The following is a 24645-nucleotide window of genomic DNA, read 5'->3' as shown; positions in this document are numbered from 1 at the left end:
GCTTAAAGTATTTAGGGCAATTTTAAAATGAAAAGATTCACGGCCCGGAAGCCATGAATCTTTTCAGTATCATTCATCAAAAATGATGGAGAGATATAATATCAAAACAATAGTCTGCCATTCGGCTTAGAGACCGTCCAGTCCGCCGCTGATAGATGCCCAAGTCCAACCAAGGCCAGACTTATTAGCAACAGGAGAACCACCAGCAGAGACACCTGCAGGTACTTCGCCTTTTTCCATCAGATCAACGAGAGCAGCTGGTTCAACGTCGAATGTGATATTGGTGAGGGTCGTGTTCTGCAGTTCGTCGTCAGTTACGTCCTGACCGTCAACGAATGGGCCTACAAAGTGGACATTAGACATGTCAAGTGGCGTGTTTTCGTCTGTATCAAGCAACAGACCGGTTGCGCCAGCTACCAGTTCCAGTTCACCATCAACAGTTTCAAAGATACCAGCAACCACAGTACCGTTTTGGATGGTCTGACGAGCTACGTAAGAACCTTCAGGACCGTCCAGCTCGAAGCAGCTGCCAACAGGGGTAACTACGAAGAAGTTGTCAAGAGTACCAGCCCAAGACTGATCGGTATCGATTGCGTCGTCACCTGCGTTCCAAACTACAACGTCAGTTACGTCAACTGTACCACCGAACCACTCGATGCCGTCATCCTGGTTAGCAACTACTTCAACGTTGTTGACTGTAGTAGCAGAACCTACACCACCGAGGGTAAGACCATTGATTTCGTTACCTGCACCGATGTTTGCACCACCGTGGCGGATAGAAATGTGAGAGATAACGCCAGAGTTGTCGCCATCCTCATTGCCACCGTAAAGGCCATTCGTATCAGTTGAAGGGATACCTTCAATCTGTACTTCGTTCAAATCTTCGTCATTATCGTTAGAAGCAGAGATTGTAGCATTACCAAGCACAATCACACCACCCCAAAGACCATTGATGTCTGGATCGAGGTTCGGGCTTGCGAAGTCACCGCCAGCTACCTGCTCAGGCGTGATTTCGTCAGCGATAGAAGTGAAAATGATGGGTGCATCAGCTGTGCCTTCAGCGATCAGTGTGCCGCCGCGAGCTACGAGCAGAGCCGTTGCGTTTGCGCCTGTACCTGCCTCAGCTTTGATCACAGTACCAGGCTGAATCGTCAGCGTTGCACCGGACTCAACGGTAATACGACCGCCCAAAACGTAAGTTTTGTCAGACTCCCAGGTTGCATCAGATGTGATGTTCTCCCGCAGGATAATGGTTGACTCTTCCGGTTCTGGTTCCGGCATAGGTGTTACTTGGTCATCATCATCTCCACAAGCTGTGAAGAAAAGTGCAGAGACCACGAAAAGCATTGCTAACAGTCGAAAGTTCATAAACAAAAGTTTTTTTGTGTAAGTGTAATCTGCCGCAAATGTCGGGGCCAGTTGATAACCGAAGATTAAACTCGTGTTAATTAATGATTAACTTGTTTTTGGCTGTCTAGCCCTTGGAGTAGGTGAATTTTATCCGGGACGATACAGCAATGCTAGCTTTGAGGTGGATAAAACTTAAACTTAACCTTAGCTTAACACTGCCCGCAGGTGTAGTCGCTAATTTTGTCGCTCACTATATTATAAGCAAACAACACATGGATCCATCCCTGATTTTTATGTGGGCGGGTTTTATCCTCGCTGGTTATTCTGTGGTAGGCAACGACAGTATTCAAACGCTCGGTACCTTCCTTTCTTCCAATGAGGAGCGCTCCTGGTTCGTCCTCTGGCTTTTCGCCGGGAGCATTCTGTCCGCCACCTTAATATATGGCTGGATGAACTACGGTGGCGATGTCTCCTACGGCCGCCTGGAAAAGTACCCCCTGCCGCAACCTTTTGCCTGGTACTACCTGCTGCCGCCTTTGGTGCTGATGTCGCTGACCCGAACGGGTATTCCGGTAAGTACCTCTTTTCTCATCCTGACCTTCTTCAATGAGAAGAACCTGGTGGATATGACAGTGAAGTCGCTCCTGGGTTATGTTGTTGCCTTTACGGTAGCCATTTTCATCTACCTGCTGATTACCAAAACGATAGAGCGCCGCTTTATCGAAACCCGGCCCACAGATGCCGACCGCCGCATCTGGGTGCCCCTGCAATGGCTTTCGACCGGCTTTCTCTGGTCGCAGTGGCTGATTCAGGATTTTGCTAATATATATGTGTACCTGCCCCGGTCTACGAGCGCTACGACGCTGGCGATTTCCCTGACCATTCTGCTGGTGCTGTTGGCTTATATTTTCTACAGCAAAGGCGGTGCGATCCAGAAAATCGTAAAAGCCAAGACCAATACCGTAGACATCCGTTCGGCCACCATCATTGATGCAACTTACGGCGTGGTATTGTATTTCTTCAAGGAGCTGAGCAACATCCCCATGAGTACGACCTGGGTGTTTATCGGTTTGCTGGCCGGCCGGGAAATCGCTATCCGCTATCAGTTGGACAAGAAGTTCTCCCGGGAGGTCTTTAAGATGATCCTTTCTGATCTCGGCAAAGTCTTCTTTGGCCTGGTCGTGAGTATCCTGCTGGTCTTCCTCATTAAATTCATGGCTGCCTAGCGTATTCCGTAAAGGGGATTGTTGCAATCCGGCCGGGAACCGCTATATTTGCTTTTGCATGGAGAAAGGACGCGTCATAGTAGGCCAAAAGCGCTTTGCGCTGACCATAGAGCGGCTCTGTCAGCAACTGATTGAGCAGCATGGTGCCTTTGAGGATACCTGCCTGGTTGGGATTCAGCCTCGTGGCGTATTCCTGGGCGACCGCTTGCACCGGAGGCTGGAGGACTTGCTCGGTGGCCCTAAAGTTGAATATGGCAAACTGGACATCACTTTCTACCGGGATGATTTCCGGACCCGGGCCAAGCCGCTTTCTGCCAGCCCAACGGAACTGGATTTCCTCGTGGAAGGCAAAAAAGTCATTTTAGTGGATGATGTGCTGTACACCGGGCGGACTGTACAGGCAGCACTGACGGCGCTCAACCACTATGGCCGGCCAAAGAAAGTGGAACTGCTTGCCCTCATCGACCGCCGCTTCAACCGGCATCTGCCGATTCAGGGCGACTACATTGGCATGACGGTGGATGCTGTGGACAAGGCTTTCGTCCGCGTCGAATGGAAAGAGCAAAGCAACGAAGACCGCGTTTTGATTTTTGCGGACAAGAGCGAAGCAGAAGGATAGGTCAACAAACAAATTGCCAAACGGCACATAACTATATCGAATGGCTACGGTACAGCAACTGAGCACCAAGCACGTGCTGGGGATTAAATACCTGACAGCAGCGGATATCCGGCTGATTTTCGAAACCGCCGAAAGCTTCAAGGAAGTCATCAACCGGCCGATCAAGAAAGTACCTTCCCTACGAGATGTTACCGTTGCGAATCTTTTCTTTGAAAACTCCACCCGCACCCGTATTTCCTTCGAATTGGCTGAAAAGCGCCTGTCAGCAGATGTGGTCAACTTCTCTGCCTCTTCTTCCTCTGTAAAGAAAGGCGAGACCCTTCTGGATACAGTGAATAACATCCTGGCCATGAAGGTGGATATGGTCGTGATGCGGCACCCGGCTCCCGGAGCACACCACTTCCTGGCTCAGCATATTGATGCCAACATCATCAACGCCGGAGACGGCACCCACGAGCATCCCACACAGGCGCTCCTCGATGCCTTTTCTATGCAGGAACAGGTAGGTGATCTGGAAGGCAAACGAGTGGTTATTTTCGGAGATATTCTTCACTCCCGCGTAGCATTGAGCAATATCTACTGCCTGACCAAGCTGGGCGCAAAAGTAAGGGTGTGTGGCCCGCCAACGCTCATTCCGAAGCATATTCAGAGCCTGGGCGTTGAGGTGTCGCACGACGTATGGGGCTCCCTCAAGTGGTGCGATATCGCCAACGTGCTCCGCATACAGCTGGAGCGGCAGGACATTAAGTACTTCCCCTCCCTGCGGGAGTACAGTCAGTACTTTGGGATCAATAAAACCCTTTTGGACAGCCTCGACAAGCCAATCGTGATCATGCACCCCGGGCCTATCAACCGGGGTGTGGAGATTTCCAGTGACGTAGCAGATTCCGACCATTCCATCATCCTGCAACAGGTGGAAAATGGCGTGGCTGTCCGTATGGCCGTGCTCTACCTTCTGGCGGCCGGGCGGTAAGCCTGTTTTTGCGCGCTCTGCACCGAGTTAAACAATTATCACGCCGGGCGGGACGTTGGTAATCTGATCATACAAGCTTCGGGTCTCAATCTCAGCGGGCCATAAATGCGACTTCCAAAAAATATTTGGCTATACCACCAGGTAATGCCAGGTTTATTTTTCCAGGTGTATTGAAAAAGGTTATCTTACACATGACAAAACTCTGAATTGCTATGAGGTATGCTCTTCTTGCCTTACTTATCTTATCTCTTTTTTCCTCTTCCACCCTACAGGCACAGTGCGAAAGCCTGATTACGGATGACCGGATCATCAATAACATTCATGTGCTGAAAACCATCAATCAGACCCTGGTGGTCCGCGGGAATTACACCTACAGCCTTGAGCTGCAGAGTGGGCGCATGGGCATCACCGGGAAGATGTATTCAAAGGCAGGTGTGGAATTCAATCAGGATGATGAGATCATTTTTCTCAACAAGAGCGGGGAGCGCCGGTTCTACCGTTTTATTGAAATGGGAGAAATGGTCCGGGAGGCGGGCACACCGGTTTACCAAAACGTATTGCAGATGGACCTTGCTGCCATTGACTGGATGCTGAGTACGGATGTCGAGGTGATGTACATCAAAAACAAAGTGAGCAATCAATTCCGGAAATTTACGATTAATGAAAGTCGGCAAACGGAGTTCAAAACACTGCTTACCTGCTTTAAGGAGCGCCTCAAACTGGATAAAGTTAATGATAATAAGCTGGAAGGTAATGTGATCATCGTTAATCCCTCTGCGGCTCAGCCTGCTGCAGCGACGACCTCTATCGGAACGACTCCGGCTGCCTCTGCTCCAACCACGGGTGCGCCACAGGCATCCGCTGCTGATAACCAGGAGGTGGCAGATTTGAGAAAAGAGCTGGCCGATACGAAAGCCCGCCTCAAAGCTGAAATTCAGGCAGAAAAAGATAAAGCGGAAGGCATCAAGTCCCGTTTGCAGGAAGAGGTTAACCTGGCCCGGGAACAGGCAGCCGAGCAAAAGAAAAAGTATGCCGATGAGGTGGTGGCGGCCCGCGAAGCTGCCAATAAAGAAATAGAAGCTTCCCGTACTCAGATTGCGGATGAAGTCAAGGCCGCCCGTGACAAAGCAGGCACAGAGCTGGAAAAAATAGCCCTCGATGTACAGGAAGCCCGCCGGAAAGCCAGCGAAGCGATTCAGCAGGCTGAGCTGGAATCTGCCCGTGAGGTGGCTGCCATCCGGGATAAAGCGGCAGCTGAGATCAAGAAAGTGCAGGACAAGCTGGAACTGGCCAAATTGGAGTACGCTGATGAGATATCCGTGGCCCGGGAAAACTCCGCCGCCGAACTGAAGCGCATCCGGGAAGAAACGGCTGCCATGATTACCAAAGCCCGGGAAGAGGCGAAAGAAGAGCGGGGGCGTACCCTGGAGGAAGTGGTGGGCACCAAAGAAACAGCGGCACAGCAAATCCTGAAAATTCAGGAAGAGACGGCAGAAGAAATCGCCCAGATTCGGGAAAATGCCGTTTTGGAAAAGGAAAAGCTGGCTTTTGAATTGGCGGAGTCCCGCCGCCGGGCCGCTGAAGAAAAAGCATTGGTGCAGGAAAATGCAGCCTCTGAACTGGCTGATATCAAGGAAAATGCTGCCCGGGAGAAGGAAGCGACCGCCCGTGAAGTGGCCGAAGCACGGCGCCGGGCTTCCGAGGAGTTAAGTTCGATTAAGGAGCAGGTTGTCACGGAGCAGCAAAAGGCAGACCGAGAAGTGGAGTCTGCGAAGGCTGCATCAGCAGCAGAGGTGGCGGCTACCCGAGAGAAGGCCGCTATGACCATTAAAGAGATATCAGCGCAGGAAGCGGCAAAAGTCACGGAAGCACGGGAGAAAGCTGCTACCGAAAAGTCGGCAATTGCCGAGGAGGTTACCGGTGCCCGGGAGCGGGCTGCTGCAGAAAAGACACGCATACAGGAAGAGCTGAAAGAGGCTATCGCTGCCGCTGAAGCCCGCAAGAAGGAAGTACAGGAGGCCGCTGCTGCCGATGTTAAGGCCGCCAAGGAAAGAGCAGAAGCTGAGATTCGAAAAGCACGCGAAACCGCCGCTCAGAAAGTAGCAGAGGCCACAGCCAATGCCGATCAGGCTTCAACGACTTACGCAGAGGAGGTGGCTGCTGCACAAAAAGCCGCAGAAACCCGCATCCAAAAAATACAGGAAGAGGCCGCCGCAGCTGTAGCTGCTGCCCGCTCCAGAGAGGAGGAAGTGAAGAACATGTCAGCTGAAGAAATCGTTTCTGCCCGGGAAAAGGCGGAGGCCGAACTGCTCGCTCTTCAGGAACGCACGGCTCAGGAAATCGGTACGGCCAAGGAAAAAGCAGCACTCGCCCAACAGGAAGCCGCCAATCAGATCGCAGAAGCTAAGCGAAAGTCGGCAGAGCAGCTGGCGGCCATCCAAAAGGAAGAAGCCACAGCGGTGCGGGAAGCCCGGGAGCGCAGCGCAGCCGAACGCGAACGTCTTGCTGCCGAAGTAGCCACAGCCAAAGAGCGCGCGGCTGCCCAACAGGCCACCGCTAATCAGGAGGCTGCAGAAGCCATCAAAGTGGCCCGCGAACGCGCCAATGCTGTGCAGGAGCGCCTGACGCTACAAGTTCTCAAAGCCAGGGAAGAATCCGCAGATGCCATTGCCCAAGCCCGTGAAAAAGCGGCCAGCGAGGTCGCCACCGCTCAGCGGGAAGCTTCCGAAGCGATCGCCCAGGCCCGGGCAGAAGCTCAAAGCCGTCAGGAAGAGCTCCGCAGTCAGGTAGCCGAGTCGGAACAAGCTGCCCGGCAGCGGATTGCAACGGTGCGGGAGGAAGAACAGGCGGCGGTGGCCAAAGCGAGGGAGGAATCTGCAGCCAAACGGGCAGAGTACCTGGCCAATACCGAGCAAGCCCGCGAACAATCGCTGACAGAAATCAATCAGGCGAAAAAAGAAGCTTCTGATGCCATCTATGCCGCCAAGCAGAACGCTGTAGAGCAGGTGACGGCCGTTAAAACTGCAAATGCAGAAAAAATCCGGGAATTGCAGCAGGACTTTGCCGCTACAAAAGCGGAAATCGAAGCTAAAGTTCAGGCTGAACGCGAACGTGCAATGGCTGCGCAGCAGGAGCGCAAAGCAGCAGAAAAGCAGCTGGAAGAACTCCGGGCGGAAATCAAAGCTGCTGAAGCCCGCCTGAAAGCCCTGAAAGCAGAGGGAGAAAACTAAACAATTCGTTAAGACATAGGATTTCTCTAAGAGAACACCCCGGAATTCGTGATATTTGGGGTGTTTCTTTTTGAACCCGTATAAAATTAATCTATCGATATGCGATCATTGCTATTCGTCTTTTTCTTTGCCCTGGGGGCGGTTTGTTCACTGAACGCCCAGCAGGGGTACGCCATCAAGGCTGAAATTGAGGGGTACGAGGAGGAAGAGCTCTACCTCGGTTATTACTATGGCAACAAGCAGTACCTTGTAGATACTGCGCAGGTAAAGGGAGGCAAGTTCCTCTTTGAAGATGATGAGCCGCTGGAGCCTGGTGTCTACCTGGTTGTTATGGCACCTGATAACAACTTCTTTCAAATCCTGATTACCGAAGAGGAGCAACAGTTTGCTTTTCGGACTAGCAAGGATGCGCCCTCTGCCGATATGAAACTGGAGCAGGCACCAGACAATCAGCTTTTCTATTCGTATATGAACTTCCTGGATGAGCAAAAACCGGCGGCGGAAGAAATCGCTAAAGCAATGGAAGATGCATCCGATAAAGACAAAGAACGCCTGGAAGCCAAACGTGCCAAACTGGACGAAAAGGTGAAAAATTACCAGGAAACCCTGATTGCCAAACACCCAAATACCCTGACTGCGGCCATCATCAAGGCTAACCTGCCTCTGGAAATGCCAGAGTTTGAAGGCACTGATGAGGAAGTACAGCGCAAACGGTGGCGCTATTCTCAAAAGCACTATTTCGACAATATTGATCTGGCCGATCCCCGTATGCTGCGTACGCCATTCCTGTTTCAGCGGGTAGACCACTTCGTGAATAAGCTACAGTTGCAGCACCCGGATACTATTGCCCTGGCAATTGAGTATGTACTGGAGCAAATGCGGCCAGCCGAGGAAAGCTTTAAGTATTACCTGATCCACTTCCTCAACGAAGCCGCTAAGTCTAAAGTGGTGGGTATGGATGCGACTTACGTCTACCTGGTGGAGAAATACTATGCTACCGGACAGGCACCCTGGACGGACGAAGAGCAGCTGGAGAAAATCATTGACAATGCCAAAACGCTCAAACCGCTGCTCATTGGCAAAGTTGCGCCCGATATTCAGCTACAGACTAAGGAAGGGGAGCCCAAATCGCTGCATGAAATTGAATCGGAGTACACCATTCTGTACTTCTGGCGCTACGATTGCGGGCACTGTAAAAAGTCGACTCCGCACATGAAAGAATTTTACGAAAAATACAAGGATAAGGGCGTAAAGCTGGTATCCGTTTGTACCAAGTTTACCGATGAGATCGAAGGTTGCTGGGACTACATCAATGAGAATGAAATCGGGGATTGGATGCACCTGGTAGACCCTTACCACCGCAGCCGGTATATGAAAGTCTACAACATTAAATCAACCCCGCAGGTCTACGTACTGGACCGAAACAAGGAAATCCTTTCCAAGCGGATTGGGGCAGAACAGTTGGAGGAAGTGATGGACCGCATCATCGAAATGCGGGAACTGGAGGAAGCTAATCCGAACAAATAATGGAGACTACTTTGCTGAGAACATTTGAGGCGGCAGGTGCCGCCTCAAATGTTACCCTTATTCTGGCTTTGCTGGCAACACTCGTAGGGCTTGGAGGGACGGTTCTGTTACTGAGAAAACCCGCTCCCCGCGGGCAGCACAATCAGCGCATGCTGATCGCGATGCTATTGTTTTTTATGTTCCTGATCGGGGCAAGCACTGCTTTCTTTTCATGGATGAGGACGAATCGGCTAGAGCCCGTGCTGATTTACTCGGACGCCGTGGTGACCTCTTACGGTAAGGTGGCATTTGAAGATTTGGGCAATGCTAAGATCATGATGGATCAGCAGAACAGCCCTTTTTCAAACCTTAGCCAAAGAAGTACCCGTATCTTGGCTATTATCCAAAAAAATGGCAAAACCCATGCATTATCTGAAGAGGATTATCCGGTTGAGGATATCCTGAGGGCCTTGCGCAGCGCAGTAAAAGAATGGAAAGAAGGCGCTAAATCGACACCTTCCGCCGGATAACATCGGTAAAAGAGCGCAGCTCTATGGTATAATTGCCTTCGCCGTATTGGTTGAAGTCAATTTCGTATATGGTATCCACCGGCAAGTCTAAGACCTGCTCCCGCAGTACCACCTCGCCGTCATCCCGAGTCACGACGATATCGTTCAAGTTTACGCTAAGGGTAGCGAAATCCACATAGTAGAGGTTGTTCTCCTCATCGGAATAGAGCGACCAGCTTTCCGTATCCATATTCAGGAGGCTGCTGCTGGCGGTCATGTTTTCCGGTTCGGGGAGCGTTGAAGTCTGAAGGTTAGCGGTTTGAGCAACCACTGTTGACAAGCTGCCTGTTAAGAACAGTGCGAGCAGGAAACTTAGCTTTTTAAGCATAGTGTGTTTTTTTATTAGGTACGCCATGGGGATGAAAGGCTGGACAAAAATATAAAAAGCTAGCGGTACAAAGAAGCTTAATTCTTGCACCACACGGTTAAAAAATGTCGGGTATTAGGGATATTTGAAATTTTTTGGACTGGATCAGGCTAGTTGCCATCATTTGTAGCGTAGCAGCCCGGTTTTTGTTGCGTGACTTTGGATATATTTTCCGTTAAGGAAATGTTAAGATTTTGAAAAAAGGTTTATTGCGGGGCCTGTTCAAGCACCATTCGGATATTAGGGTAGACCGGTAAATCGCTTTGGAGGAAATCAGGGACTGATGTCCACTCTGCCTTTTCGATGCTTTCTTCCGCCTGAGGTGTAAGGTGCATTTCAGGGGTAGTCATCCGGTACCAGTAGGTTGGCTTAAGGATACGGCCCTTTTTCAAATGGCGGTAGGTATGGTAAGTGATTTGCAGAAAAGCCCCGAGTTGGACCTCCTTAAGCCCGGTTTCCTCCTGTACTTCCCGGACTGCTGCAATTTCCGGGGTTTCGCCGGGATCAATTTTCCCTTTCGGTAAATCCCAGGTATCCAAACGGTAGATGAGCAGGGCCTGTCCGTGAGTATTGAAAACCAATCCCCCGGCAGCCTCCAGGATGGTAAATTGGGTAGAGAACTCTCTAAACAGCCGCTCTCCATCCTTTCCGTAAATGGTGACCTGTTTGAAATCATTATTTTTTTCCAGCATGTCCACATAGCCCAGCAGGCTTTTGGGGTTGCCCGTATAAATGGTGATGAAGTCATCCGGATTACTGGAAGGCTGAAAGCCCTCCTCGGGAAGAGTGGCGAGGACCAAGGGCCTACCGTTGACATAGATTTTGTACATTTGCCGAAAATTAATTCGCGATATGGATTTAGCAGCTGAAGTAGCCCACAGGCTTTTGCAAATAAATGCAATTAAGTTGAGTCCGCAAAAGCCTTTTACCTGGGCCAGCGGCATCCAATCACCGATTTACTGCGACAACCGCACCGCGCTTTCCTTTCCTGAGGTACGGCGCTTTATCATCAAAGGGTTTGCGCAGGCATCGGCGATTTTTCAGCCCTTCAATGTAGTGGCCGGGGTGGCTACTGCAGGCATTCCCCACGGTGCGCTGTTGGCCGAAGAACTGGGGCTGCCTTTTGTTTATGTGCGGTCAAAGGCTAAATCCCATGGCCGCCAAAACCAAATCGAAGGGGTCTTGCCGGAAGGTGCGCGGGTCCTGGTCATTGAAGACTTGATCAGCACCGGGGGAAGCGCCCTCAAGGCCGTTGAGGCGTTGCGGGAGGCAAATGCTGATGTTGTAGGCGTGATGGCGATTTTCAGCTATGGCTTTGACAAAGCCCGCACTGCTTTTGAAGCTGCCGGGACATCCTTTGCTACGCTTTCCACCTATGATGCCCTTCTAAAAGCCGCCGCTGAGGCCGAGTACATCGCACCGGAAGAGATGGACACTCTGGAAGCCTGGCGCAAAGCTCCGGAAACCTGGGGGAAATAGTGGGCTTCAACGTCATTGGTCAAGCCTGCTTTTTAGGCTTTGGGCTTCATCAATGGTTAAACGTCCGCTGACAATGCGAATTATTTCGGTCTTAGCTATCATTATTTTAGGGGCAATCTCTATATTAGCTGGCCAAGCGACATCCATAACCGCTCATCATTAAAAACTTCACATGTCCGTAATAACACCCAAATCCGAAGCCTTTCTGAAAGCCTATCTCAATAACGCTTCGCCTACCGGTTTTGAAGCTCCGGGTCAACAGCTGTGGCTGGAGTACATTAAGCCGTTCATTGACGAATGGCAGTTAGACAACTACGGTACCGTCTATGGCGTCATCAACCCCGGGCAGGACTATAAAGTCGTGATCGAAGGGCATGCTGATGAGATTTCCTGGTTCGTCCACCATATCTCTGATGATGGCTTTATCAATGTGATTCGCAACGGTGGGTCCGACCATATGATCGCCCCTTCCAAGCGGGTCAATATCCATACCAAAAAAGGTATTGTACGAGGTGTTTTCGGTTGGCCGGCCATTCACACCCGCCACGGGGAGGATGCCAAGCTGGCACCGAAAATCAGTAATATTTTTATCGATGTCGGTGCGGAGAATAAGGAGGAAGTACTGGAAATGGGCATACATGTCGGTTGCGTCATCACCTACGAGGATGAAATGGAAATCCTCAATGACCGGTACTACGTGGGCCGGGCACTGGACAACCGAATGGGCGGCTTTTGTATAGCAGAAGTGGCGCGCCTGATCAAAGAAAACAAGGTGGAATTGCCGTACAGCCTCTACATCGTGAATTCGGTACAGGAGGAGGTCGGGCTGCGTGGTGCAGAGATGATCACGCAAACAATTAAGCCAGATGTTGCCATCGTTACAGATGTAACTCATGATACGCATACCCCACTTGTGAGCAGTAAAAAGCTCGGGGATGTGAAATCCGGAAAAGGCCCTTCCGTTACTTACGCGCCGGCGGTTCACAATAAGCTGCTCAACCTGATTATTGAGACCGCTGAAGCCAAAGAAATACCAATACAGCGGGAGGCGGCCTCCCGGCGTACGGGAACAGATACCGATGCATTTGCGTACTCCAACGGAGGCGTGCCCAGTGCCTTGATCTCTTTGCCCCTGCGATACATGCACACCACGGTGGAAATGTCGCACAAGTCCGATGTGGACGCGGTCATCCGGCTTATTTATGAGGTGCTGCAACGCATCGAAAAGAATCATAACTTCAAGTACTTCTAAAGATTGCGAGCCCTGCTCATTGCCCTGCTGGATCTTCTGCTCTACAGCAACTTCTGGATTGCTCTGGCTGCTGTAGGTATGGCTGCGCAATCTCAGTTGCTGCTTTGTGGCAGGGGAGAGCCCACCGCACTGCTTGGCTTTATCTTTTTTGCCACCCTTTTTCTGTACGCGGTCCATCGGATTATCGGGTTGCGAAAATCTAAGCCCTTTACAGAATCTGGGCGCTATGCGGTCATCGCGCGGTTTAGGAACCACATCGTATTCTACGCCGGCATGGCGGGGCTTTGTGCGGGGCTGTTCCTGCTGCAAATGCCGTGGGCGCTGATTGCTGGTCTGATCGCTCCCTGCCTGCTTGCCCTGCTTTATGTGCTGCCGGTTTGGAAAGGCTATCGTCTTCGTGACCTTCATTATGTAAAGATCTTCCTCATCGCTATTACCTGGAGCTGGATTACCGTTTTTCTGGTCGCCCTGGAGCTCGGCATGACCTGGAGTGTCCCGATGTACGTGATGGTCCTGGAGCGGGTGTTTTTTGTATTCGCCATTACCATCCCCTTTGACATCAGAGATATGGAAATTGATGCGTTCAATAAGGTCAAAACCCTGCCAGCTGTTCTCGGAGTCCGCAGCAGTCAGCGCCTGGGTGGACTGAGCCTGGGCCTAATGCTTCTGCTGGCTGCCCTCAACTATTATTGGGATGTTTATGCGCTCAATGATTTAGTGGCGCTCGTGGTTTCGGCTTGCCTGTCTGGGCTGCTGATTTTCCTTTCTGACCGCACCCGCCACGACTACTTTTTCTCGGGTCTGGTGGATGGTATGATGGTCCTTCAGTTTCTGCTTATTGCTCTTTTGTAAAAAAATCCTGCCCGGACCACTCCGCAGGAGCAGTCCGGGCAGGATGAAAAAGTGTGATTTTGATGTAGTTGTAGGTTTGACAGGTAGATAGCCAGTGCTGTAGCAGCACCAAATAGGTATAGTGTTTCAAAGATTTTTACCTGCTCTTACTGATCGAACCGAGCCAGTTTATTGGGATAGTCAATGGTCATTCGGAAGAACTGCAGGGCGTTACCGCCAATGGCGCCTTCCACCTGTCCACCCGCTAATCGCGAATAGTATTGGATGTAGTTGGCATCCGGGCGGGAGCAGAACCAAACGGGGCCCGCTTTCTGTCCGCCGACAACGATCTGAGGCACCTCGATCATTCGTACGTTCCCAAGCTCAGCATCGGCCTGTTCGATCACCTTCCAATCCGGATGTAGTTGATGCCATTGCTCAAAGAGTGATTCCACGATAAAGGAGGTCGCGATGAGCTCCGTACCGGTTTCCCCCAGTGCGCTGGCAGCAGCTTTTGAAGGCAGCATCTTAGCGCCCGAGTCAATCAATACTGGTATCTGCTCTCCATCTACCTCTATGAAGATGCGGGGCAGGCTTGAAATCCGGTTGCCACTCGCGCTTTCTTTGAAAGTGACTGGTACGATGTTAGGCTCGAGGGGCGATAAGGCCGGCGAATGGCAAAGGAGTTCCTCTGACCGGAAGTCGAAGGTCCAGCAGTATTGCCCGAACCAGGACTGCCCCAGGGATCCGTGCACATCTTTGCCCAGGTTGGTCTGCGCATCCGGCAGGACCAGGGCTGAATTTCGGTTTAATGTTGGAAGGGCGCCCAGTTCGAGGACTTCGTTGATGGCAACGAAGGCGTTGCCGCTATCGTCTACCACCCCTGGCAAGGCGTGTTCCTGCATAGCAGACTCTGCTACGAAGGCGCCGCCCGTTGTATTGGCCAGGAAGCTCAGCATCCCGCCAGCCGAAGGGATTTGGGTGTAAATAAGATGGTTCCGGAATGCTACATCGAGCGCGAACTCAGCGTCTTGAGTGGCCCCCAGCGTAGTCATCAAGGTTAGTGCAAGTGTGATGAAGTTGATTTTGGCAAACATTTGTTCTTTACTTTAAGCGTTTCATGAAAACTACGAGCCTGAATACCTGGCCTTTACCGAGTTGCAGCAAAGGGGACGGTTCAGCAGGCTCTTATCATCGGGGGGACGATTTTGTGTTACACTTACTCCTTTGCAAAAGGCATGCCAAAAATTAAATACTTGAAAAAAATATACGATGCGGAACCTTTTTGTTCCTTTCTGGATTACCCTCTTCCAACAATCTGTAATCAATGTCTGCTTTACTGACTTTCGGAACGCCGCCTGTGGATGCGGCTTTTATTACCCGTCCGGGTGCCTACGCGGTATTTTTTAACGAAATGCAGGAACTTGGCCTGGTGCGCACAGATGATGGCCGTTACTTCCTGGCAGGAGGCGGTATCGAAGCCGGGGAGGAAAAAGAAGAGGCGCTAATTCGTGAAATCCTGGAGGAAACGGGGCTCATAGCTGCTGTACAAGCCCCAATCGGCAAGGCCAAAGAGTTCTACCTGGATGAGATAGAATCCCGGTACTATGAAAAAATCGGGCACTTTTATAAGGTGGTGATCACCGGACAGGACCTGGCCCAAAAGACGGAAGCGGACCACACCTTATTGTGGTTGCCGGTAGCCAAGGCGCTCCCGCTGCTCTACCACGATATGTACCGTTGGGCAGTGGAGCAGGCTCAACGGTAAGCCCAGCGGTGGTAGCGCCGCCGGATCGCTACCCGTGAAAGGCGCATGGCCCAGCGGGACTTGGAGCGCCAAATGGCCCGGATGCGGTCGATGTAGGCGATGAGGACGACGAAAAAGGCCAAAAAGGTTAGCGCACCTATAAACGTTTGCACAGGCGTAAGTGAATGCGCCCACAGGGCTGAAAGCCCAATACCAAACCAGGTACTGTACAAAAGGATGTAGTGCACCTCGTAAATTGCCAGCGTTTCGCTTCCGATTTTCAGCAGTAGCGGAGGAATATTGCGCCAAGCCTGTGCGAGCCACATGAACAGTGCGACAACCACAAGGACATGCCCCAGCCGAATCAAAAGGAAGTTGAAATAAGCATGGTCTTTGAATGTCTGTACACCGGTCCCATGAAAAAGGCTCATTAGCCAGCCTGAGGAATATTGGTCCAGCAGGATGCCAATGGCAACAAGTGCGGCAGGAAAAGCGTGGCTAAATGCCCAGTCCGGCCTATTGTGGAGCAGCGTGCCCAGAGTGCCGCCCAAAAAAGTGTAGCCTACCCAGGGCACCGGCGTAAAAACAGACCCATGATCTCTGACCAGGTAGTTTTGGAGGGCAATAGGAAGGGTGGCGTACTGTCCGTCCTGCACTTCAAAGAAGAAGAAAAAAGCCAATCCACCGGCAGCTGCCAGTAGGAGAGGGTAAGGCAATCTGCACCAGCGGCTTACCGCATAAAGCGTTACGAGCCCGATTAGCGCCAGCCCGATACAATGCAGTACATCCACCCGGAACAGATTAGGCGAAATATAGCCACTCAGCAATTGAGGGAAGCAAAGCCGGAGTGCATAACCAATAACGATGAGCTGCAATCCTCGGCGCAGCCCTTTGTGAACGCGCTTGTTGGCGGACAGCGGGCGCCCATCTCTAAGCAGCAGAAACGTGAAAATTAAGCCGCTGGCAAAAAAGAACAGTGGAGCTGTCATGCCCCTTAGGTACTTCCAGGCGGAAAACAACGGGTTGTCGGGGTCGCGGAAGGTATCCGCGAGCAAGGTATCCGTAAAATGCCCCTGCAGCATCATCAGTATGGCATAGGCGCGCAGCAGGTCGATAAAGGTCAGGCGGCGTTGGAGGCTTTCGATGGCAACAGTTGTTAAAAAGTGTTAAAATACCATAACGATACGGCCCCCCAAAAACGTTTCCTGCCGCCTGAACTTTTTTTGATCCGGCTTAAAAGGTTCTCCGAAATCTAAATCGCGCCCGGCAGTCCCACTTCCACCCATTGGCCGGCGGTCCGGGCTTCAATATCCGCTTTGTACATGGCCGAGCAGCGGGTGGCAGGCAGGTAAAACCGCCCCTGATAGGCCGCGTTCAGCTGTACCCGGAAGGTCTTGGTTTTCTTCCAGCCCAGGTCAAAAAAGCTATGTACCCGGTCATCCCGGATATCCTGGTACTCCGGCGTATCGGCCTCATCTGAGAAACCGGACATGCGGGTGTTCCTGATTTCCCACCCTGAGGGGAAAATCTGTTCCAGGGCCAGCTCTTCGTACATCCGGTAGTTACGGTTGGCGGGGTGCGTAAGGGTAACTTCGGCAATGAAATCGGCGCCCTGCGGCAGATTCGCCGGGCTGATCGGCTCGCCTGCCATATTTTTATAAGCAATATCCATTTGCAGCTTACTGTTCAGGGCGGTCTCCTCGCCGGTCAGGGGCTGCCCGCTCCGGATGACCCGGGTGAAGAGGAGGCCCTTGCCGGTATTCCTGACCGTAACCTGTTTGCTGTCCTCCGATAGTTGGATAAGCATTACCGGATGGTCCGATCCGGCAGCCGTTGTATTGCCATCGGCGGTGTACTCGAAGGCGATGGGCTGATTAGCTTCGGTGCCTTTGGCTTTTACAAATTTGCCGATAGCCAGGAGGCTGTAAGCGGTTTCCTGGGTGCTGAGCCAGTCCAGGCTGCTGAGCTCGCTGGCGATATCCCGCAGGAGTTCAGCCGCCTCGTCTGTTTGTTCCATCAGCACAAGGGTTTCCAGGATCATGGCCTGGTCTCTCAGCCTTGATCCGAAAGTGGAACCCATTTCCTGATAGGTTCCGATATTGCGGTCCGCACTGCGCACCATCTGCCGGGCCATATCCATTTTGCCGGTAAGCGCGTAGGCGGCAGCGAGGCGCCACTTCGCAGCAGTATTCAGGTTGTCATTGGAGCGCAGGCGGTTCATGGCGGCCAGGTCAGGTGCCTTGGCTAAAGCCAGGGTGTAGAGCCGGTAGGCCTGGTCCAGTGCCTGATTGCCGGCGTGGTATAGCCCGTACGCGGCTGCATCAGCGGACCAGAGTCGTGCGGTCTCCTGCTGATAGCGTATCCATTGGTCAAGCATAGTGGGCGGCACAAAGTACCCCTGCGCCTTGGCTTCAAGCAGAAAATGCCCGGCATAGGTGGTGGACCAGGTGCTGGCGGTGCTGCCGCCGGGCCAGTACGCCATGCCCCCATTGCCCAGCTGGAATAAGCCGAGCCGGTTGATGGTGGCTTTGATGTTTTTGGTGGTTTGCTGGCGTTGGTCCTCCTCCACGTTGAGCAGGTCATTGACATAGAGCTGAGGGAAGCCGCCGGAGAGGGTTTGTTCCAGGCAGCCGTAGGGGTAGCGGATCAGGTAATTGAGCCGTTGCTCCAGATTGATTGGCGGGAGATTGCTGACTTCCAGTACTACCTCATTGGTGCCAGGCATGCCCGGGCTTTCAAAATTGTAGGCATGGGTTTGTCCGGGGTCAAGGGCTTTTTCATCCACATCCGTTACTACGGGATTAGGGTTTCGGACCTCGATTTCGATTTCCTGGGTGGCTTTGTGGCCGCCGCCTTCCGCTGTGATCGTAAACTTCGCTATACCGATGCGCTCCGCCACCCGTACCGGGAAATTGACCAGCTGATCGCCCGTCCGCTGGAATTGGATGCGCTGGGAAGGCTCCGGCAGTTCAATCAGGCTGCCGGGCGACTTCACCGTGACTTTGACATCCCGTATACCGTCCTTCATGGCAAATACATTGACCGGGAGTTGCAGGGATTCGCCCGGGCCGAGTACCCTGGGCAGGGTGCCGAGGACCATCAGCGGCTGGCGGACGGGCACAGATTGATCGGTATGCCCGTAGGCTTGCTGTTCGGCGGCAACGACCATGACCCGCACTGCTCCTACATAGTTAGGCATCTGCAGGGTATGGGAAACGGTTTTGCCTTTTTCCAAATAAAAGGGGCCCAGGTGCATGGCTACAGGTTCGAAGCGGTTGGCCTTTTTAGCCGCCTGCACCTTTGCAGCAGCGTCCCCGCCAATGCTCAACATTCGGTCCAGTTGCCCGCTTTGAGCGCCCAGCACCTCGTCGTAAAGGTCCCAGGTGCGTACGCCCAAAGCTTCCCGCGCGTAGAAGTGCTTCCACGGGTCTGGGGTTTCGAAGCGGGTCAGCCCGAGCAGCCCTTCGTCGACGACTGCAAGGGTGTAGGCCATGGGGCGGCCGGATTTTTCGCTGACCTTCACCGTAAAGTCTTGTTTTGGGCGGAGCTCTTCGGCGACTTTTATTTCTGGCTTAAGATGGGTGGCCGGGTCTTCCACATTGACCGGAATGACCCCGTAAAGCCGGATGGGCAAGTCGTTTTCCACTTTGCCATGGGGTTGCAGCAGTGTCATGTGGGCGTAGGCGGTAGGGGCCATGTCGGGCGTAGCCTCGAAAGTGATGGTGTTTTCACCCGGCTTGGCGTCTACCCAGAAAGACCGCAGCACTTCGCTGCCGGTTTCCAGGCTGACCAGGATTCTTCCGGCACGGGCTTCTGGCAGGCGCAGCGTCACCTGCTCTCCAACATCATACCGCTCTTTGTCGGCCGTGAAGGGGAGCATAGCTGCGGCTTCCCGGTTACCTTCCTGATCGCCGTACCACGGGCTGCCTGCGTAGAAAAAGTCGCCGGAACAGTGCCCGCTCTCGGTATCACAAACCCTGACCATATAGCGGCCCCAGTCTCTGACCGTTACGGGCCAGGCAACGTTTCCGTCGGAGCCGGTGGTGAGGGTGGTTTTTTCTTCGGCACCATAGTGGGTAGCCGTATTGTAACGGGAGATGTTGCCATTGCTGCGGTCCCACCACCAGCGCCAGTCTACGCGGTAGAGCCCCACGCTGATTTTGCGGTTGGCCACCGGTTTGCCTTTGGTGTCCACCACCGTCATAGGGATATCGGTGCGCTCGTTCCTATTGATGCGCTTGCTGCCGTACTTGTTTTTGGGGATGGACAGTCCGGCGTAGGCGCTGTAGGGGTCATAGGGCAGGCTGAAATTGTCGGTGCTGAACCCGCCACCGCGTTCGAATACCCGGGTTTGGAAGTTGGCGGTTAGCCGGCCGGGGAGTTCCTGTTGGTCTCCCAAATCGACAGCGGGCGAACCTGCGCCTTCCTCATTGAGCTTGCCTTCCCAAACCAAACGCGGCTCCATACTGAAGGAGCGGGCAGGGTCGTCAAATTCATAATCCGGCCGGCTGGAAAAGGCGGTATTGGTGGATTGCAGCTGCGCTTCTATGCGTGCTTCCAGGTTGGAGGCCGGCGCCCCGTGCAGCCAATTGGCCTGAAGAGTAGGAGAGAAGGGCGCATTGGCTACGCTGAGCTGTTCCGTACCAAAATCGAAATTGATCTTGATCCGGTTGGGCTTGACCGTTTCAATGCGGAGGTTTTTCGTAAAGGTGGCGCCCCCGGCTTTCACTGTAGCCCTCCAGATACCGGTAAAGGCGTCTGTGGCGGTGGCAAAGTGGAGGGGGTAGACTTTAGGCACCCGGTTGGTGACCGTCCGGGTTTCCCGGACTTGCCCGCGTGGGTCGCGCAGTTCGAAGGTGACGGGATAGTTTGCCGGAAGTTTTCCCAGCGCATCTTCGAGCACGAAATTAAGGTAAACCGAATCGCCCGGGCGCCAAACACCACGGTCGGCGTAGAGGAAGCCCTTCAGGCCCTTTTGCGCTACAGCGCCTTCTACGTCAAACTTGCTGAGCGATAAAGCATCGCCGTCCTGCAGGCGGAGGTAGCCGCGCTCTGATCCCTGTTTAGCGACCACCACAAAAGGCTCGCGGGGCAGGTCTGCCTGAAAACGCCCGTCCCCATCGGTAGTGCCGGAGCCGATGAGCTGCTGCTGGAAGTCGTAAAACTCGAGGTTGACACTGCTTAATGGCTTTGCGGTGCGGAGGTCGGTGGCGTAAACCGTGCAGTTGCGCGCATCAGCTGATTTGGCCAGCAGGCCGATGTTGGAGGCGATGACGTTGCGCTGCACAAACCGGTCGGAATTGTAATAGGCAGGCTTGCAGGGGTCATCCCGGTCTGACCAGCTAAAGCCATCGTAATAGCCGGCAAAGCCGTACCAGTTTTCCATGATGCTTTCTAATTCGCTGTCATTAGGATCAGCATTATCGTCCTTGCTGCTCAGCTCTTCCGAGCAGGTGTAGGCGGTATGCTCCGGGCGGAACCCGATACGGATCTGGTAGATCGCCTGTGGATCGGACTGAACGAGCTCGTCCAGGCTGATGGCATAGCGGGACCAGGTATTGAGGTTGGCTTCCGCGTTGAGGGCCTGCAGCGGGACATCCACCTGTTTGACCAGACGGCCTACTTGCCGGAGATTGTAGCCTCCGTCAATGGTGTTGTCCTGTAAAAACTGTAAGATGTTGTTGTGGTAGATCTTGAAGACCTCGACCACCACCGAATGCAAGTTGATGGCTTCAAACGGGAAAGCCAGGCCTTCCGTATTGGGCAAAATCACGCCATTGCCAGCCAGTCGGACCTGCGGCTTGGCATCCTGAATATCCACCTCCCAAAGCCCGGCTTTTTTCATGGGCGCCCCCATGCTGTTCTTTAGCCCCTTGCTCACGGTGACCTTGCGGGTGCCGATGATGCCGGAGGACGGATAAACCCTTAGCCGGTTGCCGTCCGCCAGGAAGCGGAGGGTGCCGCTGTAGTTTTCAATAGTCACGAGCCCGTTGAAGTCCTGTGCAGCATCGAGGGGGTCCGAAAAGAACAATTCCAGGAATAACTCCTGTCCCTGATTGACCTGCACGTTGGTCAGGGTGAAGTCGCCCAGAGCGGGAACAACAAATTCCAGGGTTTGGCTGCCCGATTGATCAAAGCCATCGTAGTCCAGCGCCACGGCAACGGTACTGGGTTGGTCTGTGCGGGTAATCTTTTCAACGTAGAAGTAGTGCTCGGTCCCACGCCCGCCATGTTCCCAGCGGATGGGCAGGGATTCGCCATTCTGAGTAGCAGAGATGGCCTGCTCGACGAGCTCACTGCTGCCGAAGTCAGTTGTATGGGCGGTGCCGGAAAGTTCCTGTTTGGAAAGGTCGCGGATGTCCGGGGTGCGCAGCCCGCCGATATTTGCGGAAAGCTGTAGGTCGTAGGTGCGAAAGTCGAATTCGAATACCCGCGCTTCCCTGGGCACATTGGAAAACAACTCGCCAAGCTGCACGGTAGCCACATAAGCCGTTCCGGAAGCCAGGTGCTGTTCCGGCTGGAAAACCAGGGTTTGGGCATCTTCCCAAATCGCCTGTCCTTTATTAGCGGGCTGAAGCTGCAGGAGCCCTTCGACCGGCTGCCCGATCTGCTCTTCGGCCACTACTGCACTGGCGAATCTTACCCGCACCGGGCTGGTCCGGGAAATCACACCGGACGTGTAGCTGTAAAGGTAGGCATTGGCGCTCTCCGGCATGGGGGCAGCGCGTTGCTCTTTAGAACCGCAGGAGGATAATACCGCTACAATAGCAAGCGTATGCATGAAAACGACCAATGGGAGAAGAAAAGACCTGGACATGGTGGCTGGTTTTTGGGTTTGAATTGAACTCACGTAAGATAGCAGGTTTTGCTTTTCGTTCCAAAGAAAAAATATTCAATCCCTTCAACACCTGCCGGTAAATGGCGTTATTACGGGAAAATCTAAACGACCGGATTCCATGAACGAAATGCTGCCTTTATTTCCGCTGCAACTGGTTGCCTTCCCGGGCGAGTCCCTCAACCTCCACATTTTTGAGCCCCGCTACCGTCAGCTGGCCAAAGCGTGCGAAGAAGAGGGGGCCACATTTGGCATTCCTGCCTATATCAACGGCAAAGTCATGGAGGTCGGTACGGAAATGCGGCTGGTCGCGGTCGAAAAGCGGTATCCCAATGGCGAACTGGACATCAGGACCGAAGGTATCCGCCCGTTCCGGATCGAACAGTTTTTCAGGCAGGCACCGGGGAAGCTGTACGCCGGGGCACAGATAGACTGGTTGGAGTATACAAGCACAGAGGGCGATATTACCATAAGCATGCAACTGATTGAGCTCATTGGCGAGCTATTTGCCCTGCTGAGCATCGACAAGCCGGTCCCGGAAGACCCGGCAACGCTACAAACGTTTGATGTGGCCCACCACGTTGGCTTTTCCATTGAGCAGGAGTATCAGTTCCTCTGCATCCCGAATGAGCTGGCCCGGCAGGAATACATGCGCGCCCATCTGGAAAAGATGCTGCCGGTAGTCCGGGAAATGAATAACCTGCAGGAGCGGGCGCGGATGAACGGGCATTTTAAGAACCTTCAGCCGCCCAAATTCTAACTAAACGTCATGTTGTAGCTGGTGAAAAGTTAAGCCATGCTGATCAAAAACTTTGTGAATCATTTAGTTCGCGGAAGAGGAAATGATATCATACCCCTGACGAACTCTAAAAAGCGGTACGATCAAATTCAAGTAGCGATAGTACCTGTACTAATCAAACTGAAGAAGCTGCAAGAATCTAACCACGTATTCGATTTGTCCATAATCTTGCTTTTAACATTGTGTCGTTTGCTTCTTACAGAGTTTGTCTCTATTTTGCGGATGAACAAACGCGTAAACTCTGAAAGTCTTTACAACGATTTATCCCTTCCGTTTTTAGTCTTTCAGGCACTTATCAATTTCTGCCTTTTATTACTTGAAGCTGAGTTTCAAATTGGAATAGGTATGCAGGTATGCAGGTATGCCCTTACTGAGCACTCCAAACGATACAGCTACAAGTGTTGGTGGCATGCAAACAAATTTATTTTGAAAGCCTAAAAACTGATTTTATGAAAAATTGGATTTTTACCTTAATCCTTGCATTGCAAGGAATGGTACTCTCGTATGCACAATCGGAAGCCTTCTTTGCATTATGGGATGCTGATCAGAAACATTCATTAGAAGCTAATTATTCCAAAAAGAATGGGTTTGACCCTATAAGTGAATTTAACCGAATCTCTTTCTCGAGTTCAAGCGAACCACTTGAAATTACCTTTAATGGATCTATCACTTCCTTTTCGCTATCAAAATCAGTTTACATAAGCGAAACTCCGAAAGACAAAGGAGAGGCCCATTTTGAAATATCAGGCTACAATCAAAATGGGGAAGAGATTGTCCCTCATTGTTTTACACGTCAAGGTGAAGCAAAAGCACTTCAGCTAGGTATCGATGATCTATCAAGGCAACCTATTTTTCTTTTCGAAGAAAAAGTCTCAAGAATAAGATTTGCCCCGAGCGGTATCCAATCAGGGGGATATATACAATTCAATATAGACGGAGTCTCCAGCCAGGACTTTTCGGCCGGTTACCGAGAAAAAGACCCGTGGGCAGAAGGTTGCTCTTTGGATAAGATCCTCCTCGTTTTTGATAATTCCGGCTCCATCTCGAATGATGAAATGACAACTTACAAACAGCATGCCTGGGATGAGTTGTCAAAATTAGCAGGCAAGCAAATAGGGCTGCAGATTGCTGCTTTTGGGAACTCCGCGGTAAATCAGTTCTATTTGCCGACGATAACAGAAGCTGACTTTGAACCAGGTTCAAAGCTATATGAATACTTTTTTGACGCAAATGAGAACATAGCCAGTAAAGAAGAGATGCAGGAGATGACTAATTTTCATTCCGTAATGGATTTCCTGATTGCAGATGGAGCTGAAGATAAAGCCATTTTTATTTATACAGACGGCCCTCCCAATTATAGTGTAAATCAAACATACTTGCCAGTCATCGCAGGGGTTACAAGCTTTTTTACGGCAGTATCGAAAACCGATTTACCTTTACAAGTAATTACAAATAATGGCCAGCTGCTTGGGTTAAGCGAGCTGCGGGAAAAGAGCACAAAGCTAAGTTTATGTGCTGTTCCTGACGAAGTCGATATAGATTTCATCATATCCCCATGCATCGATGACAATCAATCCAAGATGCTCTTAGAAGTATCCCCAAACCCCTGTAGGTGGAATTTCACGATTGAGTGCCAACATTACGACGCAGAGGAATCATATACAGCTGTTTTAAAGGATTTAGCAGGCCGGGACATTATTGAACGTTTCAAACTCATAGGGGAACAAACAACTGTAGATACAAAGAACCTTGCTTCTGGCAGCTATTTTCTTTGGATTCAGTCTGATAACGCCCAGGTTTTTGAGCCAATCCCAGTGATTATCGCCCGCTAGAGGCTCTGCCCATTTATTTTTCTAACCGCT

Annotated in this window: 18 protein-coding genes; 12 read left to right on the top strand and 6 right to left on the bottom strand. The window is 52.1% G+C overall.

All coding sequences use genetic code 11. The features are described from left to right. Window positions 1-126: 126 nt before the first annotated feature. On the bottom strand, window positions 127-1368 hold the full coding sequence (locus MRY86_RS06385) for a hypothetical protein (protein ID WP_293563964.1): 1242 nt from the start codon (window positions 1366-1368) through the stop codon (window positions 127-129). A 254-nt stretch (window positions 1369-1622) separates the two neighbouring features. On the opposite strand from MRY86_RS06385, the gene MRY86_RS06380 reads away from it, so the two are divergent. The 6 genes from MRY86_RS06380 to MRY86_RS06355 all read left to right on the top strand — a co-directional run bounded on the left by MRY86_RS06380 (window position 1623) and on the right by MRY86_RS06355 (window position 9434). Continuing rightward, window positions 1623-2576, top strand: coding sequence for a hypothetical protein (locus MRY86_RS06380; RefSeq protein ID WP_293563962.1), 954 nt, complete (start codon window positions 1623-1625; stop codon window positions 2574-2576). A gap of 58 nt (window positions 2577-2634) precedes the next feature. Beyond that, a complete protein-coding gene (gene pyrR, locus MRY86_RS06375) occupies window positions 2635-3195 on the top strand; it encodes a bifunctional pyr operon transcriptional regulator/uracil phosphoribosyltransferase PyrR (protein WP_293563960.1) in 561 nt (186 codons plus the stop codon). Window positions 3196-3235: 40 nt separating this feature from the next. Continuing rightward, window positions 3236-4168 (top strand): aspartate carbamoyltransferase catalytic subunit, encoded by a 933-nt coding sequence (locus tag MRY86_RS06370; protein WP_293563958.1) that lies wholly within the window; start codon window positions 3236-3238, stop codon window positions 4166-4168. Window positions 4169-4380: 212 nt separating this feature from the next. After that, window positions 4381-7398 (top strand): hypothetical protein, encoded by a 3018-nt coding sequence (locus MRY86_RS06365; RefSeq protein WP_293563956.1) that lies wholly within the window; start codon window positions 4381-4383, stop codon window positions 7396-7398. A gap of 99 nt (window positions 7399-7497) precedes the next feature. Beyond that, window positions 7498-8925, top strand: coding sequence for a thioredoxin-like domain-containing protein (locus tag MRY86_RS06360; protein WP_293563955.1), 1428 nt, complete (start codon window positions 7498-7500; stop codon window positions 8923-8925). Further along, complete coding sequence (locus MRY86_RS06355) at window positions 8925-9434, top strand: hypothetical protein (RefSeq protein WP_293563953.1); 510 nt, start codon at window positions 8925-8927, stop codon at window positions 9432-9434. The genes MRY86_RS06360 and MRY86_RS06355 overlap by 1 nt, the downstream gene beginning before the upstream one ends. Here the strand turns inward: MRY86_RS06355 and MRY86_RS06350 are convergent. Beyond that, window positions 9409-9801, bottom strand: a complete 393-nt coding sequence (locus MRY86_RS06350; RefSeq protein ID WP_293571103.1) for a hypothetical protein — start codon at window positions 9799-9801, stop codon at window positions 9409-9411. The genes MRY86_RS06355 and MRY86_RS06350 overlap by 26 nt on opposite strands. A 245-nt stretch (window positions 9802-10046) precedes the next feature. Beyond that, window positions 10047-10670, bottom strand: coding sequence for an NUDIX hydrolase (locus MRY86_RS06345; protein ID WP_293566859.1), 624 nt, complete (start codon window positions 10668-10670; stop codon window positions 10047-10049). 22 nt (window positions 10671-10692) lie between these two features. Between MRY86_RS06345 and pyrE the strand changes: the two genes are divergently transcribed. From pyrE to MRY86_RS06330, 3 genes are all read left to right on the top strand, one after another. Continuing rightward, a complete protein-coding gene (gene pyrE / locus MRY86_RS06340) occupies window positions 10693-11319 on the top strand; it encodes an orotate phosphoribosyltransferase (RefSeq protein ID WP_293566858.1) in 627 nt (208 codons plus the stop codon). 172 nt (window positions 11320-11491) lie between these two features. Beyond that, complete coding sequence (locus MRY86_RS06335) at window positions 11492-12571, top strand: M42 family metallopeptidase (RefSeq protein ID WP_293566857.1); 1080 nt, start codon at window positions 11492-11494, stop codon at window positions 12569-12571. Window positions 12572-12574: 3 nt separating this feature from the next. Further along, complete coding sequence (locus tag MRY86_RS06330) at window positions 12575-13423, top strand: hypothetical protein (RefSeq protein WP_293571085.1); 849 nt, start codon at window positions 12575-12577, stop codon at window positions 13421-13423. A gap of 146 nt (window positions 13424-13569) precedes the next feature. Here the strand turns inward: MRY86_RS06330 and MRY86_RS06325 are convergent, their stop codons facing one another. Beyond that, the gene (locus MRY86_RS06325) at window positions 13570-14499 is read right to left on the bottom strand and encodes a hypothetical protein (protein ID WP_293564044.1); all 930 of its coding nucleotides are present in this window, start codon (window positions 14497-14499) and stop codon (window positions 13570-13572) included. Window positions 14500-14729: 230 nt separating this feature from the next. Between MRY86_RS06325 and MRY86_RS06320 the strand changes: the two genes are divergently transcribed. After that, window positions 14730-15170: an NUDIX domain-containing protein gene (locus MRY86_RS06320; RefSeq protein ID WP_293564043.1), complete on the top strand. Its 441-nt coding sequence runs from the start codon at window positions 14730-14732 to the stop codon at window positions 15168-15170. Here MRY86_RS06320 and MRY86_RS06315 read toward each other — a convergent pair. After that, a complete protein-coding gene (locus tag MRY86_RS06315; RefSeq protein WP_293564046.1) occupies window positions 15161-16264 on the bottom strand; it encodes a heparan-alpha-glucosaminide N-acetyltransferase domain-containing protein in 1104 nt (367 codons plus the stop codon). The genes MRY86_RS06320 and MRY86_RS06315 overlap by 10 nt on opposite strands. Before the next feature lie 137 nt (window positions 16265-16401). After that, the gene (locus MRY86_RS06310; protein ID WP_293564042.1) at window positions 16402-21966 is read right to left on the bottom strand and encodes an MG2 domain-containing protein; all 5565 of its coding nucleotides are present in this window, start codon (window positions 21964-21966) and stop codon (window positions 16402-16404) included. Window positions 21967-22105: 139 nt separating this feature from the next. On the opposite strand from MRY86_RS06310, the gene MRY86_RS06305 reads away from it, so the two are divergent. Beyond that, window positions 22106-22744, top strand: coding sequence for an LON peptidase substrate-binding domain-containing protein (locus tag MRY86_RS06305; RefSeq protein ID WP_282777807.1), 639 nt, complete (start codon window positions 22106-22108; stop codon window positions 22742-22744). A 488-nt stretch (window positions 22745-23232) separates the two neighbouring features. Continuing rightward, window positions 23233-24615 (top strand): T9SS type A sorting domain-containing protein, encoded by a 1383-nt coding sequence (locus tag MRY86_RS06300; RefSeq protein ID WP_293564040.1) that lies wholly within the window; start codon window positions 23233-23235, stop codon window positions 24613-24615. The last annotated feature ends 30 nt before the right edge of the window (window positions 24616-24645 follow it).

It is taken from the genome of Phaeodactylibacter sp., from assembly GCF_022763345.1.
GTDB lineage: Bacteria > Bacteroidota > Bacteroidia > Chitinophagales > Saprospiraceae > Phaeodactylibacter.
Note: the sequence above shows the minus strand (reverse complement) of the source record. Positions and strands in the feature narration are given on the sequence as shown.

Coding starts and splice junctions, on each gene's coding strand:
- MRY86_RS06380 (WP_293563962.1), top strand. CDS start 1,623: ATGGATCCATCCCTGATTTTTATGTGGGCGGGTTTTATCCTCGCTGGT.
- pyrR (WP_293563960.1), top strand. CDS start 2,635: ATGGAGAAAGGACGCGTCATAGTAGGCCAAAAGCGCTTTGCGCTGACC.
- MRY86_RS06385 (WP_293563964.1), bottom strand. CDS start 1,368: ATGAACTTTCGACTGTTAGCAATGCTTTTCGTGGTCTCTGCACTTTTC.
- MRY86_RS06360 (WP_293563955.1), top strand. CDS start 7,498: ATGCGATCATTGCTATTCGTCTTTTTCTTTGCCCTGGGGGCGGTTTGT.
- pyrE (WP_293566858.1), top strand. CDS start 10,693: ATGGATTTAGCAGCTGAAGTAGCCCACAGGCTTTTGCAAATAAATGCA.
- MRY86_RS06370 (WP_293563958.1), top strand. CDS start 3,236: ATGGCTACGGTACAGCAACTGAGCACCAAGCACGTGCTGGGGATTAAA.
- MRY86_RS06345 (WP_293566859.1), bottom strand. CDS start 10,670: ATGTACAAAATCTATGTCAACGGTAGGCCCTTGGTCCTCGCCACTCTT.
- MRY86_RS06335 (WP_293566857.1), top strand. CDS start 11,492: ATGTCCGTAATAACACCCAAATCCGAAGCCTTTCTGAAAGCCTATCTC.
- MRY86_RS06320 (WP_293564043.1), top strand. CDS start 14,730: ATGTCTGCTTTACTGACTTTCGGAACGCCGCCTGTGGATGCGGCTTTT.
- MRY86_RS06350 (WP_293571103.1), bottom strand. CDS start 9,801: ATGCTTAAAAAGCTAAGTTTCCTGCTCGCACTGTTCTTAACAGGCAGC.
- MRY86_RS06355 (WP_293563953.1), top strand. CDS start 8,925: ATGGAGACTACTTTGCTGAGAACATTTGAGGCGGCAGGTGCCGCCTCA.
- MRY86_RS06305 (WP_282777807.1), top strand. CDS start 22,106: ATGAACGAAATGCTGCCTTTATTTCCGCTGCAACTGGTTGCCTTCCCG.
- MRY86_RS06300 (WP_293564040.1), top strand. CDS start 23,233: ATGAAAAATTGGATTTTTACCTTAATCCTTGCATTGCAAGGAATGGTA.
- MRY86_RS06325 (WP_293564044.1), bottom strand. CDS start 14,499: ATGTTTGCCAAAATCAACTTCATCACACTTGCACTAACCTTGATGACT.
- MRY86_RS06310 (WP_293564042.1), bottom strand. CDS start 21,966: ATGTCCAGGTCTTTTCTTCTCCCATTGGTCGTTTTCATGCATACGCTT.
- MRY86_RS06365 (WP_293563956.1), top strand. CDS start 4,381: ATGAGGTATGCTCTTCTTGCCTTACTTATCTTATCTCTTTTTTCCTCT.